At 67.9% G+C, this 14,017-nt stretch carries 13 protein-coding genes and 1 riboswitch; of the genes, 8 read left to right on the top strand and 5 right to left on the bottom strand.

The window, feature by feature from the left end; all coding sequences use genetic code 11:
• Positions 1-45: 45 nt before the first annotated feature.
• The gene (locus N8888_RS02280) at positions 46-2,685 is read right to left on the bottom strand and encodes a TonB-dependent receptor plug domain-containing protein (RefSeq protein WP_263177228.1); all 2,640 of its coding nucleotides are present in this window, start codon (positions 2,683-2,685) and stop codon (positions 46-48) included.
• Positions 2,686-2,878: 193 nt separating this feature from the next.
• Between N8888_RS02280 and queD the strand changes: the two genes are divergently transcribed.
• Together queD and N8888_RS02270 are read left to right on the top strand one after the other, a co-directional pair.
• Positions 2,879-3,241 carry a 6-carboxytetrahydropterin synthase QueD gene (gene queD / locus N8888_RS02275; protein WP_053518296.1) on the top strand — a complete coding sequence of 121 codons (363 nt, stop codon included), beginning with the start codon at positions 2,879-2,881 and terminating at the stop codon, positions 3,239-3,241.
• A 115-nt stretch (positions 3,242-3,356) separates the two neighbouring features.
• Positions 3,357-3,710: a phasin family protein gene (locus N8888_RS02270; protein ID WP_065175367.1), complete on the top strand. Its 354-nt coding sequence runs from the start codon at positions 3,357-3,359 to the stop codon at positions 3,708-3,710.
• 661 nt (positions 3,711-4,371) lie between these two features.
• On the opposite strand, the gene N8888_RS02265 is transcribed toward N8888_RS02270, so the two are convergent.
• Complete coding sequence (locus N8888_RS02265) at positions 4,372-5,847, bottom strand: sensor histidine kinase (protein ID WP_065175368.1); 1,476 nt, start codon at positions 5,845-5,847, stop codon at positions 4,372-4,374.
• Entirely contained in the window at positions 5,844-6,563 is a 720-nt protein-coding gene (locus N8888_RS02260; protein ID WP_053518291.1) for a response regulator transcription factor, read from the bottom strand. Before N8888_RS02260 ends, N8888_RS02265 begins: the two co-directional genes overlap by 4 nt.
• Positions 6,564-6,706: 143 nt before the next feature.
• Between N8888_RS02260 and msrB the strand changes: the two genes are divergently transcribed.
• The 4 genes from msrB (at position 6,707) to N8888_RS02240 (ending at position 11,402) form a co-directional block, all read left to right on the top strand.
• Positions 6,707-7,285 carry a peptide-methionine (R)-S-oxide reductase MsrB gene (gene msrB, locus N8888_RS02255; RefSeq protein ID WP_053518289.1) on the top strand — a complete coding sequence of 193 codons (579 nt, stop codon included), beginning with the start codon at positions 6,707-6,709 and terminating at the stop codon, positions 7,283-7,285.
• Positions 7,285-9,054: a cytochrome c biogenesis protein DipZ gene (locus tag N8888_RS02250; RefSeq protein WP_053518288.1), complete on the top strand. Its 1,770-nt coding sequence runs from the start codon at positions 7,285-7,287 to the stop codon at positions 9,052-9,054. Before msrB ends, N8888_RS02250 begins: the two co-directional genes overlap by 1 nt.
• A gap of 14 nt (positions 9,055-9,068) precedes the next feature.
• Complete coding sequence (gene msrA / locus N8888_RS02245) at positions 9,069-9,806, top strand: peptide-methionine (S)-S-oxide reductase MsrA (RefSeq protein WP_053518286.1); 738 nt, start codon at positions 9,069-9,071, stop codon at positions 9,804-9,806.
• A gap of 153 nt (positions 9,807-9,959) precedes the next feature.
• Positions 9,960-11,402, top strand: coding sequence for an aminotransferase-like domain-containing protein (locus N8888_RS02240; RefSeq protein WP_164150978.1), 1,443 nt, complete (start codon positions 9,960-9,962; stop codon positions 11,400-11,402).
• A gap of 34 nt (positions 11,403-11,436) precedes the next feature.
• On the opposite strand, the gene bioD is transcribed toward N8888_RS02240, so the two are convergent.
• Positions 11,437-12,123: a dethiobiotin synthase gene (gene bioD / locus N8888_RS02235; RefSeq protein ID WP_263177225.1), complete on the bottom strand. Its 687-nt coding sequence runs from the start codon at positions 12,121-12,123 to the stop codon at positions 11,437-11,439.
• A 67-nt stretch (positions 12,124-12,190) separates the two neighbouring features.
• On the opposite strand from bioD, the gene N8888_RS02230 reads away from it, so the two are divergent.
• Positions 12,191-12,673, top strand: a complete 483-nt coding sequence (locus N8888_RS02230) for a free L-methionine (R)-S-oxide reductase MsrC (RefSeq protein WP_053518280.1) — start codon at positions 12,191-12,193, stop codon at positions 12,671-12,673.
• Positions 12,670-13,032: a TfoX/Sxy family protein gene (locus N8888_RS02225; protein WP_180875786.1), complete on the top strand. Its 363-nt coding sequence runs from the start codon at positions 12,670-12,672 to the stop codon at positions 13,030-13,032. The genes N8888_RS02230 and N8888_RS02225 overlap by 4 nt, the downstream gene beginning before the upstream one ends.
• Positions 13,033-13,047: 15 nt before the next feature.
• Here N8888_RS02225 and N8888_RS02220 read toward each other — a convergent pair whose 3' ends face one another.
• Positions 13,048-13,626, bottom strand: coding sequence for a histidine phosphatase family protein (locus N8888_RS02220; protein ID WP_065175373.1), 579 nt, complete (start codon positions 13,624-13,626; stop codon positions 13,048-13,050).
• 152 nt (positions 13,627-13,778) lie between these two features.
• A riboswitch (cobalamin riboswitch) is annotated at positions 13,779-14,000 on the top strand.
• Positions 14,001-14,017 lie beyond the last annotated feature (17 nt).

Here is a 14,017-nt window from a genome sequence, read left to right as displayed (position 1 = left end):
GGGCAACGTGGCCGGTCACGGCAGGTGACCGGCCACGGCGGTGGATCAGAAGCGGTAGTCGAAGCCCAGCGTGAAGTAGCGACCCCGCAGGTCGTACTGGGTGAAGTCATACGGCGCACGGATGCCCGGGAACGACGCATCGTAGGGCGGCGTCTTGTCACCCAGGTTCTGCACCTTGGCGTACAGGGTCAGGCTGTCGATGCCGGTGTACCCCAGGTACAGGTCGTACTGGCTGTAGCTGCCGACACGCTGCTGCACGGCCTTGGCGGCGGTACTGGCTTCCTGCCGATAGCTGCTGGTGTAGTACCAGGTCACCGCCGCGTTGAAGTCGCCGTACTTCCAGTCCAGCGTGGTGGTGGCCTTGTCCTTGGGCAGGGTGGCGCCGAGGTTGCTGCCGGCGTAGTCGACCAGGGGCCCACCGACCACGGTCGGACGGCGGTAGTCACGGACGTGGGTGTAGGCCGAAGACAGGGTGAAATCTCCCAGGCGCGCCGTCGGAATGCGCTGGCGCAGTTCCACGTCGATGCCCGATGTCTTCAGCTCGCTCAGGTTCTGGTAGCGGTTGTAGACGGCCTGCAGCTTGCCGCGCTCATCGCGCTGCACGGCACCGGCGACGTTGTCGTTGATCAGCGTCTGCGTGTTGTTGGTGCCGACCAGGTTGTCGAGCTGGATACGGTAGTAGTCGACACTCAGATTGGTGTTCGCCCACGGTGACAGCACCACGCCGAAGTTCACGCTCCTGGTGCGCTCCGGCTTCAGGTCACTGTTGCCCACGGTGAAGAACGTCGGGCTCTGCCGCGAGCCCGGCACATCCGGGTCGCGCGGATCGACCACGCTGCCGTAGGAGATGCTGGTGCTGTTGGAGTTCTCCGACAGCGAGGGCGCACGGAAGCCCTTCGAGGCCGACGCGCGCACCAGCAGGAAGTCCAGCGGTTGCCAGCGCAGTCCGAGCTTCGGCGAGAACGCATCGCCGAAGTCATCGTAGTGATCGGCACGCGCAGCGGCGGACAGTTCCAGGGTCGAGGCCAGCGGCACGTTCACTTCCGCGTACGCGGCACTGACCTGGCGCTCGCCGTGCACCTCGGCGATGGCCGGACGCACCTGCAGGCCAGCATCGATCTGCCAGGGGTTGTTCGAATCGAGCTTCTCGCGGCGCCACTCGGCGCCAGCGGCAAAGCCGATGTCACCGGCCCAGGTGCGGCCCAGGCTGCCCGAGATCTTCGCATCGACACCCTGCAGCTTCGATTCGGCCGGACGCAGCGTGGCGATGTTGATCGCATCACGCACCGACTGCGGGGTGGCCGCCGGGTCGAGCAGATTGTAGCTGCCGCTGGCCAGCGCATCGGCCAGCGCCCAGCGGTTGGCGAAGCCGCCCGAGACGGTCTCACGCTCGCTGCTGCGCGCGCCGAACGCCGCCACTTCCCAGTCCCAGTTGGCGGTGGTGCCGCGCAGGCCGAACACGCCGCGATAGGCGGTGGAGCGGTTGGTCTTGATGGTGCCGCCGAGATCGAAGAACGTGTACTCGATCGGCACGGCACGCCCGTAGGGATTGTACGGATTGCCCGCCGGCAGCTGCGACGACACCGGCTCGGCCAGGCCGGTCTCGGCATTCAGGGCGAAGCGGCCGCTTTCCAGGGTGAAGAACGGGCTGCTGCCGAACCAGGCCGCGCTCTTGATCTGGCTGTACAGCACTTCACCGAACGCTTCGACGTTGTCGCCCAGGCGGAAGGTGCCGTTGGCATAGGCCTGGTAGCGCTTCGTGGATGGAATCAGCGTGGTGTACGGCGCTTGGTTGAAGCCGCAGGTGTCGCCAGCCAGGCCGTCGATCGGAGCGCTCGCAACGCGCGTGGTCCCGGTGGGGCAGTTGCCGTTGGCGTCGAGCATCGGCACCGACACGCCATTGATCAGATAGCGCGCACCCTTGGCTGACCAGCCGTTCCAGCGCCCGCCCGGCAGGTCGGTGTAGATGCCGCTCTTGGTCAGATCGCGCTCGTCCTGGTCCAGGCGGTCGCGGTTGTAGCCCTGCAGACTGAACAGGATGTTGTAGCCGTCGCTGTCCAGATCACCGAGGCCACCCACGAACTTCAGGTTCTGCTCGCGCAGGCCCCCTTGGTCGGCGCCTCCGAAGCTGCCACCGATCTCGGCACCTTCGAAGTTCTGGCGGGTGATGATGTTGACCACGCCGGCCACGGCATCGGAGCCATACACGGCCGAAGCACCATCCTTGAGCACTTCGATGCGCTCGACCGCAACCAGCGGCAGGGCATTGAGGTCGACGAAGGTATCGGACAGGCCACCGGCCGGGAAGCCGTAGTTCGCCACGCGACGGCCGTTGAGCAGCACCAGCGTGTTCTTCGGTGACAGGCCGCGCAGGCCGATGCTGGCCGAGCCGGAGGCCCAGCCGTTGTTGGTGGTCTCGTTGTTGGCATTGCCGGTGTTGGCGGAGATCGAGCGCAGCACATCGGCGACGGTGGCCTTGCCGGTCTGTTCCAGCTGCTGGCGGCCGATTACCTGCACCGGATTGGACGCCTCGGTATCGGCGCGCTTGATGTTGGAGCCGGTGACGCGGACGGCGGCCAGGGTACTGGCTTCGCCACTGGCGGCAGCGGTGGTTTCGGCGGCGGCGGACAATGGCGCGGCCAGAGCGGCGGCCAGGGCCGCCACGAGCAGGGTGTGCTGGGGCATGACGATGTGTGGGGTGGTGGTAGGGCGACGAAGTTCCGCAGTAATCCATGACTGGCCGGGGTCCGACCAATAACATCTCTTCATACGGATATAAGAGAAGCTAACATCTCTTCATCCGGATGGAAATAGTCACTCCGCTTCGGGGCCGGCGCGATCCCGGTCGGATGCGACAGCAGCGGCGTACAATCCGCTCATGGAAATCTTCAAAGTCTTCATGCTTGAGGCGGCCCACCGCCTCCCGAACGTACCGCCGGGGCACAAGTGCGCGCGCCTGCATGGCCACTCCTTCCGGGTGGAACTGAAGGTCGAGGGCGAACCCGGCGCGCAGACCGGCTGGATCATGGATTTCGGGGACGTGAAGGCGGCCTTCCAGCCGATCTACGAACGCCTGGACCATCACTACCTCAATGACATCCCCGGCCTGGAAAACCCGACCAGCGAGAACCTGGCGGTGTGGATCTGGAACGAACTCAAGCCCGCGCTGCCGGCGCTGAGCGAGATCACGGTCCACGAGACCTGCACCTCCGGCTGCCGGTACCGGGGCCCCGGCACCTGAACAACTCATTGATATCTAAAGGTTTCTAAAGGCGCCTTGGGCGCCTTCATGATTTTTGTTGCAATGCGGCATCATCGGCGTATGCTGCAACGCATCAAGTCCTTTCCTGACGCCCATGACCGCCGCCTTCAGCGATCGCTTCAGTGATGCCACCCGCCAGCTGGCCGCCGCCGCAACGCGCGCGAACCGGTTGGCGCTGGAGAACGCTGAAAGCATGTTCGGCGTGCAGCTGAAGGCACTGGAACGCAACCTGACCGCGACCGGCGGCTGGCTCGGCGAGCTGGCACGAAGCGAAGATCCGGCCGGATTGCTGTCGCAGGGCGCTCAGCTGTGGCAGGACAACCTGCAGCGGTTTGGGCAGGCCCAGCAGGACGTGGTCGGTCTTGGCCTGCTGGCTGGACGCTCCTGGTCCGAGCTGGTGCAGGGCTACAACGAATCAACAGCGGACGCGACCGGCCACACGCCCTGACGCGACGCTTTCGCTCATTGCATGGGTCCCTCCCCCCATGCAATCCGGACCCGGCAGATCCCTCCCTCTGCCGGGTCTTTTTTTATTCCTCGCCTGCGTGCAGATGCGCGTCTTCGCCCGAGCGGATCGCGAGCGCAAAGGCCTCGCGCCGGCCGGCAACGTGTGGGCAAATGTCCCCCGGCGCCGGCCTGTGGCCATCGCCTCCTCCTTTACTTTGCCCACACGCTGCCGACCACCACGATGCTCGGCTTGCGGCGCGTAGTGCCGTCGCTTCCGCACCTCTGCGCACCGATAACCCTGCACGCCGGGCGGATGCCCTTGTGTGCGAAGTAAAGGAGGAGGTGACGGCCACCGGCCGGCACCGGGGGACATTCGCACGCAAGGGCATCCGCCCGGCGCCACACGGAAAAACGCATACACCTGCGCACAGGCAGCCTCAGCCCGAGCCGTCCCATCCCAGTGCGGAGTCCGCACACCGCTGCGTGCCGATAACCCCTCAACGCCGGGCGGATGCCCTTGCGTGCGAAGTAAAGGAGGAGGTGACGGCCACCGGCCGGCGCCGGGGGACATTCGCACGCAAGGGCATCCACCCGGCGCCACACGGAAAAACGCACATACCTGCGCGAAGGGGCAAACACCGCCACCCGGAAACCAGCTGCGCCTAGGCCACCGCCGCCGACTCCGCCCGCGGCAGCTCGAACACGAACGTCGCCCCTGCCTCACTGTCGCGCAGCGCGATGCTGCGGCCATGCAGCTGCACGATACGCTGCACGATCAGCAGCCCCAGGCCACCGTTCTCGCCCCGTCGCGCCCCCAACGCAGCAGGCGCCTGGAACAACTGCGCACGCACCGCAGCAGCAACGCCGGGACCGTCATCAGAGACGATCACCTCCACGCTGTCAGCCACCGCGCGCAGCCGCACCTCGATCCGCCCTCCCTCCGGCGCATGGCGCAGGGCGTTGTCGAGCAGGTTGGTCAGCACCCGCTCCACCAGACCCAGGTCCGCACGTACCAGCGGCAACCCCTGCGGGAAATCCGCGTGCAACTGCTGGCCGCGCGCCTGCGCCGCCAGCTCGAACTTCTGCAGCACGTCCTGCAGCAGCTCGGGCAGCGCGAACACCTCCCACTCCAGCCGCACCTCGCCGTGTTCCAGGCGTGCCAGCTCGAACAGCGCGCGCGCCAATCGCCCGACCTTCGCACTCTGCGCCAGGGCAATACCCAGATAGCGCCGGCGCTCCTCCGGCGACAGCGTCGCGTCCTTCAACGCCATCGTCTCAAGGTAGCCATGCAGTGAAGACAACGGCGTGCGCAGATCATGCGAAATGTTGGCCACCAGCTCGCGCCGCTGCAGGTCCTGCTGGCGCAGCTGCTGCCACTGCTCACCCAACCGCTGCGCCATCTGCGCATGTGCATGTTCGAGGATGACCAGTTCATCGCGCTCACCCGGCCGCAGCGGGCCGGGCGGCGGCAGCGGCGTCGGCGCATCGATGTCGAATGCCTGGATGCGACGTGTCAGGCGGCGCAGCGGCCGGGTCACCCAGTAGAACGCCACCAGGCCGGCCAGCAGGCCCAGGCTGCCCACCAGCATCACCGACCACAAAGTGGTGTTCCACTGGTTGCTGGCGGCGAGGTCGTCGGCGAGCATCTGCCGGTGCTCGCCCACCAGCACCACGTAGACGTAGCCGGCCTGCCGCCCCTGCACCACCAGCGGCGCCACGCTGAACACCTTGCGACCCTCGCTACTGCGCGGATCGTCGCCCAGGATGGGCAGCGGCGCGCCCGCCAGCAGCCGGCGCAGCGGTGCCACGTCCACGCGGTTGCGCATCAGGTGCCCGCTGGGTGCGTCGTGGCCGAGAATGCGGCCCTGGTCGTCCAGCAGGTACACCTCGACGCTGGGGTTGACCGCCATCAGTTGCCCGAACAGCGCACGCACCGCCGCATCGCGCATGCCGCTGGTATCCATCAGCTCACTGCGCTGCGCGATGTGCTCGGCCAGCCCCAGCGACAGCCGCTGCACGACTTCCTGCTCGTGCCGTGTGTTCGAGCGCATCTGCAACGCCAGCAGCGCCATGCAGCACATCAGCATCAGCGCCGCGATCACCGCCGCCAGCTTCTGCCACAGGTTCGGCCGGATCATGCCGCCGCCCCGGCCGGGTCCACCAGCTTGTAGCCCCGGCCCCAGACCGTCAGCAACCGCCGCGGGTTGGCCGGATCGGTTTCGATCTTGCTGCGCAGGCGGTTGATGTGAGTATTGACCGTGTGCTCATAGCCATCGTGCTGGTAGCCCCAGACCTGGTTGAGCAGTTCCATCCGCGCGAACACCTGGCCGGGATGGCGTGCGAAGAACAGCAGCAGGTCGAACTCGCGCGGCGTGAGTTCCAGCGGCTTGCCATCCACGTCGGCAGTACGCGCGACCGGATCCAGCTGCAGTCCTCCCAGCTCGATGGCACCGGCATCGATGCGCGCGTTCTGCGCCATGGCCTCGGCGCGACGCAGCAGGGCACGCACGCGCGCCACCAGCTCCGGCATGGAGAATGGCTTGGCCAGATAATCGTCGGCGCCGAGTTCCAGGCCGACGATGCGCTGGGTTTCGCTGCCGCGTGCACTGATGATGATGATCGGGACATAGCGCGCCATCGCCCGTGCGCGCTGGCAGACCTGCAGGCCATCGACACCGGGCAGCATCACGTCCAGCACCAGCGCGTCCCACGGGCCTTCCTGTTCGAGCAGGCGCAGCCCGCCATCACCGCTGTCGGCGTGGGCGACCTCATACCCCTCATCGCCCAGGTGCATGCGCAGCAGGTCGGCGATGTGGGCATCGTCTTCAACGATCAGGACACGTTTCGGGGACATCGGCAGCTCGGGCCAGGGGGGAGGCTGAGCGCATTGTGGCGCGGGATCGCCGCCGATACCTCACGAAAAATTGAATCCTGCGTGAGGATTCGTTGACCGGAGCAGGCGCAGCATGGCCCCGTCGCCCCTTCCCGGAGTCCGCCATGCCCCTCACCCGCCGCCATCTGCTGGGTCTGGGCGGTATCGCCACCACCGCCGGCCTGCTCGGTCTCGGGGCCTGCAGCCGCGCCGCGCCAGCGGCAGCAGAAACGCGCCCTGCGCGACAGTTCGAGATCATGCGCAGTGATGCTGACTGGCGCCAGCGGCTGACCCCCGCCCAGTACGCAGTGCTGCGCCAGCAGGCGACCGAACGCCCTTGGAGCAGCCCGCTCAACAAGGAACACCGGCAAGGCACGTTCACCTGTGCCGGCTGTGCGCTGCCGCTGTTCTCTTCGTCCACCAAGTTCGAGAGCGGTACTGGCTGGCCCAGCTTCTGGGCACCGTTGCACAACGCTATCGGTGAGGACCGCGACGTCACCTTTGGCATGCTGCGGGTGGAAGTGCATTGCCGCCGCTGCGGCGGCCATCTGGGCCATGTCTTCAACGACGGCCCACGCCCTACCGGCCTGCGCTACTGCATGAACGGCGCGGCGCTGGCCTTCCAGCCCGGACCTGCCGCGCATGACAGCGATGCGGGCTGGCGCGTGCCGGTGGGATCGTCCCCTGCTTCTGGAGCCCGATGATGCTGCTGTTGCTGCTTGCCTATCTTGGCGGTGTGCTGACCCTGCTCAGCCCCTGCATCCTGCCGGTGCTGCCGTTCGTATTCGCGCGTGCTGACCGCCCGTTCCTGCGCAGCACCCTGCCGCTGCTGCTGGGCATGGCGCTGACCTTTACCCTCGTCGCCAGCCTGGCGGCAGTCGGCAGCCAGTGGGTGGCGCAGGCCAACCAGATCGGTCGCTGGATCGCCCTGCTGCTGATGGCGCTGTTCGCGGTGGCGTTGCTGTGGCCCGCACTGGCAGACCATCTGCTGGCGCCGTTGCAGCGTGTCGGCGCGCGGTTGAGCGCACGCGCGGACGCTGCCGATGCCGCCGGGCGCGGCGGTGCCTGGACGTCGCTGCTGATCGGCATCGCCACCGGCCTGCTGTGGGCGCCGTGCGCGGGCCCGATCCTTGGCCTGGTACTGACCGGGGCTGCGCTGCATGGCGCCAGCGCCAGCACCAGTACGCTGCTGCTTGCCTACGCGCTGGGTGCGGTCACCGCGCTGGCATTGGCGGTCTGGATCGGCGGCCGGGTGTTCCGCGCCCTGCAGGCACGGCTGGGGCTGGGCAATCTGCTCCGCCGCGTGCTCGGCGTCGCTGCGCTGCTGGCGGTCGTGGCCATTGCCCTGGGCTGGGACACCGGCCTGCTGACCCGGCTGTCCACCGTCAGCACCGCGCGTATCGAGCAGGGCCTGCTCGATGCGGTACCCGGCGCGCAGCCTTCCGCTCCACCGATGATGATGATGGGCCCGGCCACTGCAGGCAGCGAGGCACCGCTGCCGGTGGAAGGCACGCTGCCCGCCCTGGACGGCGCCACCGGCTGGCTCAACAGCCCACCGCTGGACGCCGCCCAACTGCGCGGCAAGGTGGTGCTGATCGACTTCTGGACCTATTCCTGCATCAACTGCCTGCGTGCGATGCCGTTCGTGCACGAGTGGCAGCGGCGCTACCGCGATCACGGCCTGGTGGTGATCGGCGTGCACACCCCCGAGTTCGCCTTCGAACGCGACCCGCGCAACGTCATGAAGGCCGTGCAGCAGTTGAAGGTCGACTATCCCGTCGCGCTGGACAACCAGTACGCGATCTGGCGTGCGTTCAACAACCGCTACTGGCCCGCCCACTACTTCGTCGATGCGCAGGGAAACATCCGCGGCCATCAGTTCGGCGAAGGCAACTATGCGCGTTCGGAGCAGGTGATCCGCCGCCTGCTGGCCGAAGCCGGCCAGACCCGGCTGCCACCGCCGGCCGATCCGGCCGCAGCGGACCTGAAGGGCGTGGCCGCGCAGGCGGACATGGGCAACCTGCGCTCGCCGGAGACCTACCTGGGGCATGCGCGCGCCGAGCAGTTCGCCTCGCCAGGCGGGCAACGTGCGGACACGGCATTCGACTACGCGCTGCCACCCGCGCTGGCGCTGAACCAGTGGGGCCTGTCCGGCCGCTGGATCATCGACGACGAGGCGGCACGGCTGCAGCAGCCCGGAGGACGCATCGCCTTCCAGTTCCATGCCCGCGATCTGCATCTGGTGCTCGCGCCACGCCAGGACGGCACGCCGGTGCGCTTCCGCGTCTGGCTGGATGGTCGGCCGTTGCCCGCGGCCGACGCCGGCAGCGACGTTGGCAGCGATGGCAGCGGCGTGATCGACGAACACCGTCTGTACCAGCTGGTGCGCCAGCGCGGCGCCGTCGCGCCACACCGCTTCGAGATCGAATTCCTCGATGCCGGCGCCCAGGCCTACGCCTTCACCTTCGGTTGATCCGGGAGGACACGATGAAGATTTCATTCGAACAGGGGATCGCCGCCGGCATTGCCGGGCTGGTCGCTACCGCACTGATTGCCGGGGTACTGCTGGTTGATCACGGTGCCATCGCCGCGCCGCTCGAGCGCAGCGCACAGGTGCAGGTGTTGCCTGCGCCCACCGGTGAAGCCGCATTCCGCGATGACGGCACGCACGCCAGCGTAGTGTTTGCCGGCGGCTGCTTCTGGGGCGTGCAGGGCGTGTTCCAGCACGTCAAGGGCGTGAGCAACGCAGTCTCGGGCTACGTCGGCGGCAGCGCGGCGGATGCGCGCTATGAGCGTGTCAGCAGCGGGCGCACCGGCCACGCCGAGGCGGTGAAGGTCGACTACGACCCGCGCCAGGTGAGCTACGGCCAGCTGATGCAGGTGTTCTTCTCGGTGGTGCATGACCCGACCCAGCTCGACCGGCAAGGCCCGGACCATGGCAGCCAGTACCGCTCGGCGATCTTCGTCGATGATCCCCGCCAGCAGGCGGCCAGCCGTGCCTACATCACCCAGCTGGGCCAGGCCGGAAGCTATCGCGCGCCCATCGTCACCCAGGTGGGGAGCGGCCAGCGCTTCTATCCGGCAGAGAGCTACCACCAGAACTACATGAGCAACTATCCGCAGGCGGCCTACATCCGCTACTACGACGCTCCGAAGCTGGCGGCACTGGGCAGGCAATTCCCTGCCCTTTATCGCCGGGATCCGGTGCTGGTGCCGATGCGTTGACTGCATGGTGCGCCAGCCCATGCAAAAAAAGGGGCGCGCGGCCATCCAGCCGCGCGCCCTTGAAATATCGGCGGGCACCGATCAGGCCCTGCCGACGAGGACATGCTAGGCTCGGAATCCTCATGGGTACAGCACCAGATGCGGCCGGAACCGATGGATACAGATCAACGCAGCAGCGCGTCCGCTCCTCGCTACCAGCGGCTGTCCGATGAGCTGGCCGAGGCCATCCAGGGAGGGCGCCTGCCGGTCGGCAGCCGCCTGCCATCGCTGCGGCAGATGGCAGCACAGCGTCAGCTCAGCCTCAATACGGTGATCGCCGCCTACCGCCAGCTGGAAGACGCCGGCCTGGTGGTTCCGCGGCCAAAGGCAGGTTTCGAAGTGGCGCCGCGACTGTCAGTGCCGCAACGGTCGCTGCGCGATGCGCCGTCGGCCCCCACCGCGCCGTTGCAGCAGGTGCTGATGGCACGCGTGCTGGAGGCGCAACGCCGTTCCGGGGTGATCGACCTCGCCTTCGCCGGGCCACGCGGGCGCCAGTTCTATCCTGGCGCCCAGCTGGCCCGGCACACCGCCCAGGTATTGCGCCACGGCCAGCAGACGGTCGAAACCTACGCACGCCCCAATGGCTCGCCGCGGCTGCTGGCGCAGATCGTGCGGCGCGGCCCGCGCATGGGCCTGCACACGCACAGCGATCGCCTGCTGCTGACCCACGGTGCGATGGAGGCGCTGCAGCTGGCACTGCGTGCGGTGACCCAGCCCGGCGATTCAGTGGGTATCGAAGCACCGTCGTACTTCAACCTGTATCCGCTGCTGGCCAACCTGGGCCTGCAGGCCATCGAACTGCCGACGCATCCGCAACAGGGCCTGGACGTCGATGCGTTGGAGGCGATGCTGGAGCACACACCGCTGGCCGCGCTGGTGCTGATGCCGACCGTGCACAATCCATTGGGCTGCACCATGCCGGTGGCGGCCAAGCAGCGTCTGGCCGAGCTGGTCAACGCGCGGCAGCTGCCGCTGATCGAGGATGCCGTGTACGCGGAACTGCAGTTCTGCGAGCCACCTGCGCCGCTGCTGAAGGCCTTTGACCGCGACGGCTGGGTGATGGTGGTCGGCGGTTTCTCGAAGACGCTGGCCCCGGACTATCGCATCGGCTGGCTCGACGGCGGGCGCTTCGCTGAACGCATCGCCCTGCTGAAGTTCCAGTCCACGGGCGGCGAGCCGCAGCTGCTGGGTGATGCCGTGGCCGCGTACCTGGAAGGGAGCGGATACGAACATCACCTGCACCGCATGCGGCGCCTGTATCGCGAGCAGGTGGGACGGCTGCGCCAGCTCGTGGCCGAGCATTTCCCGCCTGGCACACGCGCCACGGAACCACAGGGTGGCTTCCTGCTGTGGCTGGAACTGCCGGGCGTAGACACCCGCGCACTGTTCGAGCGGGCGCTGGAAGAGGGCATCGTGTTCATGCCCGGCCAGGTGTATTCGCGCGGTCCGCGCTACCGGCACTGCCTGCGGCTGTCGTGCTGCCAGACCTTCGACGCACGTTTCATCGCTGCCGTGGAGCGCCTGGGCGCCCTCGCGCGGGAGCTCGCGGCCGGTTGATCGCAGCGGGTCGCAGGCTCCGCTCTACGGGAACTCAGCCCTCATGCAGGTGCATCGCCAGGGCCTGAGCATCGGCGCCCGGCAGGTGCGGCAGCCGTCCCCAGCATGGCATCGGCAACCGCTGCACCAGGGTGGCCACGTTCTCGTCCTGGCGCTGCATGGCCGGATCGATGTGATTGCCGATCCAGCCCAGGCACTCCACGCCGCTGGCCTGCAAGGAGTGCGCGGTCAATCTCGCGTGGTTGACGCAGCCCAGCCGCAGGCCGACCACCAGCACGACCGGCAGGTGCAGTGCCCGCACGATGTCGAGCTGGTCCAGGTGGGCGGAGACCGGCGCCAGCCATCCCCCTACGCCTTCCACCACCACCACGTCGGCGGTGGCACGCAGGCGTTCGAACGCGGCGACGATCGGTGCCAGGGCGATGTCCACCCCGTCCTCGGCCGCCGCCAGTTCGGGGGCGATCGGCTGCCGCAGGGCATAGGGATTCACGTCGACGTAGTCCGGCACCGGCCGACTGGCCGCCTGCAGCGCCAGCGCATCCTCGTTGCGCAGGCCCTGCCCCAGATCCTGGCTGCCACTGGCCACAGGCTTCATTCCGACCGCCCGCAGGCCACGCCGGCGCAGGGCGTGCAGCAGCGCGGTGCTGGCCGCCGTCTTGCCGATCTCGGTATCGGTGCCGGTGACGAACAGCGCGGATGGCAGGGCAGCGGGCAACGGCATCAAAGGCTCCAGCGGGGCAACAGAGCGTGCATTATCGCTGGCCCGGCACGCTTGCTAGACTGCGGTCATGTTCGCCAATGCCTCGCTTACCGGCAGCAAGCCGGAACAATACGCCCAGTTGCTTGAACAGGCCCGTGGCCTGGTCCATGGAGAGTCCGACCGCATCGCCAACGCGGCCAATCTCTCGGCGCTGGTCTTCCACGCCCTGCCCGACCTGAACTGGGTGGGTTTCTATCTCTACGATGGCCAGGAGCTGGTGGTCGGCCCGTTCCAGGGGCTGCCGGCCTGCGTGCGCATCCCGCTGGACAAGGGCGTGTGTGGTGCCGCGGCCCGCCAGCGCGTGACCCAGCGCGTCGACGATGTCGATGCCTTTCCGGGCCACATCGCCTGCGACTCGGCCTCCCGCTCGGAACTGGTCGTTCCGCTGCTGCGCGGCGATGAACTGATCGGAGTCTTCGACATTGACAGCCCGAAGACCGGTCGCTTCGATGCCGATGACCAGGCCGGACTGGAAGCTATCGCGCGCGTCTTCGTCGAGGCGCTGGGATGAGTGCGCCGAAGCTGCGCAACATCGGTCCGAAAAGTGCGGCGTGGCTGCGCCAGGTCGGTCTGCGCAGCCGTGACGATCTGGCCGCCGTCGGCGCGGTGGGTGCCTTCGTCAAGGTCAAGCGCGCCGGCTTCAAGCCCAGCCTGAACCTGCTCTACTCGCTGGAAGGCGCCCTGCTGGACTGCCATTGGCAGGAACTGAGCGAGCCGCAGCGCGAGGCGCTGGTGCAGGACTACGAAGCGCGCATCGCCGCGCACCCGCTGAAGGCGGCCGGCCCGGCCTCGGGGCCGGTGCACGAGCAGCGATTCGACGCAGACGACGACGCAGAAGAGAACGTGGCCGGAAGCGCCGACGAGGACTGATCGGGGCCGGCCGGATCAGGGCTGCTGCAACTCCAGCAGCTCGCCCACCAGGCCTGCCTCGCCACGCTCCAGCCTGACCCGCAGGCGCGTACCGTGGTCGATGCGCAGCGCCCAGCACAGCGACATCGGCAGGCCGCAGACCTGTGACAGCACCATGCGCAGCGGGCCACCGTGGCTGACCACGACGGTCGGCAGCGGGTCGTCATCGTCGAGCAGGCGGTCGAGCGCACGCGCGATGCGCCGCTCGAAGTGCCCCCAGCTTTCGCCGTTGGGCGGCGGATACGCATGCGGATCAGCATGGAATGCCGCCAGCGCCTGCTCCGGCAGGTCGAACAGTGCCTGCCCGTCCCAGTCGCCGAAGTCGAGTTCTTCCCACTCCTCGTCCGCATCCACGTCCAGCCCGCGCGGGGTGGCCAGCGCCATCGCTGTGTGCAGTGACCGCAGGCGGGGCGAGCTGATCACCCGCTCCCAGGGCTGCGTGGCGTAGGCCTCCACCAGTTCCTGTGGCAGGCGGGCCAGCTGCGGTGGATCGCTGCGGCCATCGAGGTACTCGTCGCGACCGTTGCCGGCGTGGCGGACCAGGTCGAGGATCATGCATGCGTCCTGTGCAGGCAACGCGGGGACAGCGGAAAACGGGCGGACATCGGCAACGGCACCACGGGATCAAGCAGCAATTCTAGTGGCTGGGGATCATCAGCTCCACAGACATTGCCGCATATGCGCCGCACCGGGCATGCCGATGCCGTAGACTGCGCGCACTTCCAGGTGACCTGCGGCATGGCCGGCAGGTTGAAACGGGAAGCCGGTGACGCGTGAACCCACGCCATGCCGGCGCTGCCCCCGCAACGGTAAGCACGTCAGTTCCAGGCAATACCGCCACTGTGCCAACAGCATGGGAAGGCGCCTGGACGGTGGCCTCGCGCCGCCTGGCGGCAAGCCCGGAGACCGGCCCGGAAGCCTCAGGTCGCGATGCGGTGGGCATGGC

The organism is Stenotrophomonas maltophilia, from assembly GCF_025642255.1.
GTDB classification, from domain to species: domain Bacteria; phylum Pseudomonadota; class Gammaproteobacteria; order Xanthomonadales; family Xanthomonadaceae; genus Stenotrophomonas; species Stenotrophomonas maltophilia_P.
Note: the sequence above shows the minus strand (reverse complement) of the source record. Positions and strands in the feature narration are given on the sequence as shown.

Coding starts and splice junctions, on each gene's coding strand:
- N8888_RS02280 (WP_263177228.1), bottom strand. CDS start 2,685: ATGCCCCAGCACACCCTGCTCGTGGCGGCCCTGGCCGCCGCTCTGGCC.
- queD (WP_053518296.1), top strand. CDS start 2,879: ATGGAAATCTTCAAAGTCTTCATGCTTGAGGCGGCCCACCGCCTCCCG.
- N8888_RS02270 (WP_065175367.1), top strand. CDS start 3,357: ATGACCGCCGCCTTCAGCGATCGCTTCAGTGATGCCACCCGCCAGCTG.
- N8888_RS02265 (WP_065175368.1), bottom strand. CDS start 5,847: ATGATCCGGCCGAACCTGTGGCAGAAGCTGGCGGCGGTGATCGCGGCG.
- N8888_RS02260 (WP_053518291.1), bottom strand. CDS start 6,563: ATGTCCCCGAAACGTGTCCTGATCGTTGAAGACGATGCCCACATCGCC.
- msrB (WP_053518289.1), top strand. CDS start 6,707: ATGCCCCTCACCCGCCGCCATCTGCTGGGTCTGGGCGGTATCGCCACC.
- N8888_RS02250 (WP_053518288.1), top strand. CDS start 7,285: ATGCTGCTGTTGCTGCTTGCCTATCTTGGCGGTGTGCTGACCCTGCTC.
- msrA (WP_053518286.1), top strand. CDS start 9,069: ATGAAGATTTCATTCGAACAGGGGATCGCCGCCGGCATTGCCGGGCTG.
- N8888_RS02240 (WP_164150978.1), top strand. CDS start 9,960: ATGGATACAGATCAACGCAGCAGCGCGTCCGCTCCTCGCTACCAGCGG.
- bioD (WP_263177225.1), bottom strand. CDS start 12,123: ATGCCGTTGCCCGCTGCCCTGCCATCCGCGCTGTTCGTCACCGGCACC.
- N8888_RS02230 (WP_053518280.1), top strand. CDS start 12,191: ATGTTCGCCAATGCCTCGCTTACCGGCAGCAAGCCGGAACAATACGCC.
- N8888_RS02225 (WP_180875786.1), top strand. CDS start 12,670: ATGAGTGCGCCGAAGCTGCGCAACATCGGTCCGAAAAGTGCGGCGTGG.
- N8888_RS02220 (WP_065175373.1), bottom strand. CDS start 13,626: ATGATCCTCGACCTGGTCCGCCACGCCGGCAACGGTCGCGACGAGTAC.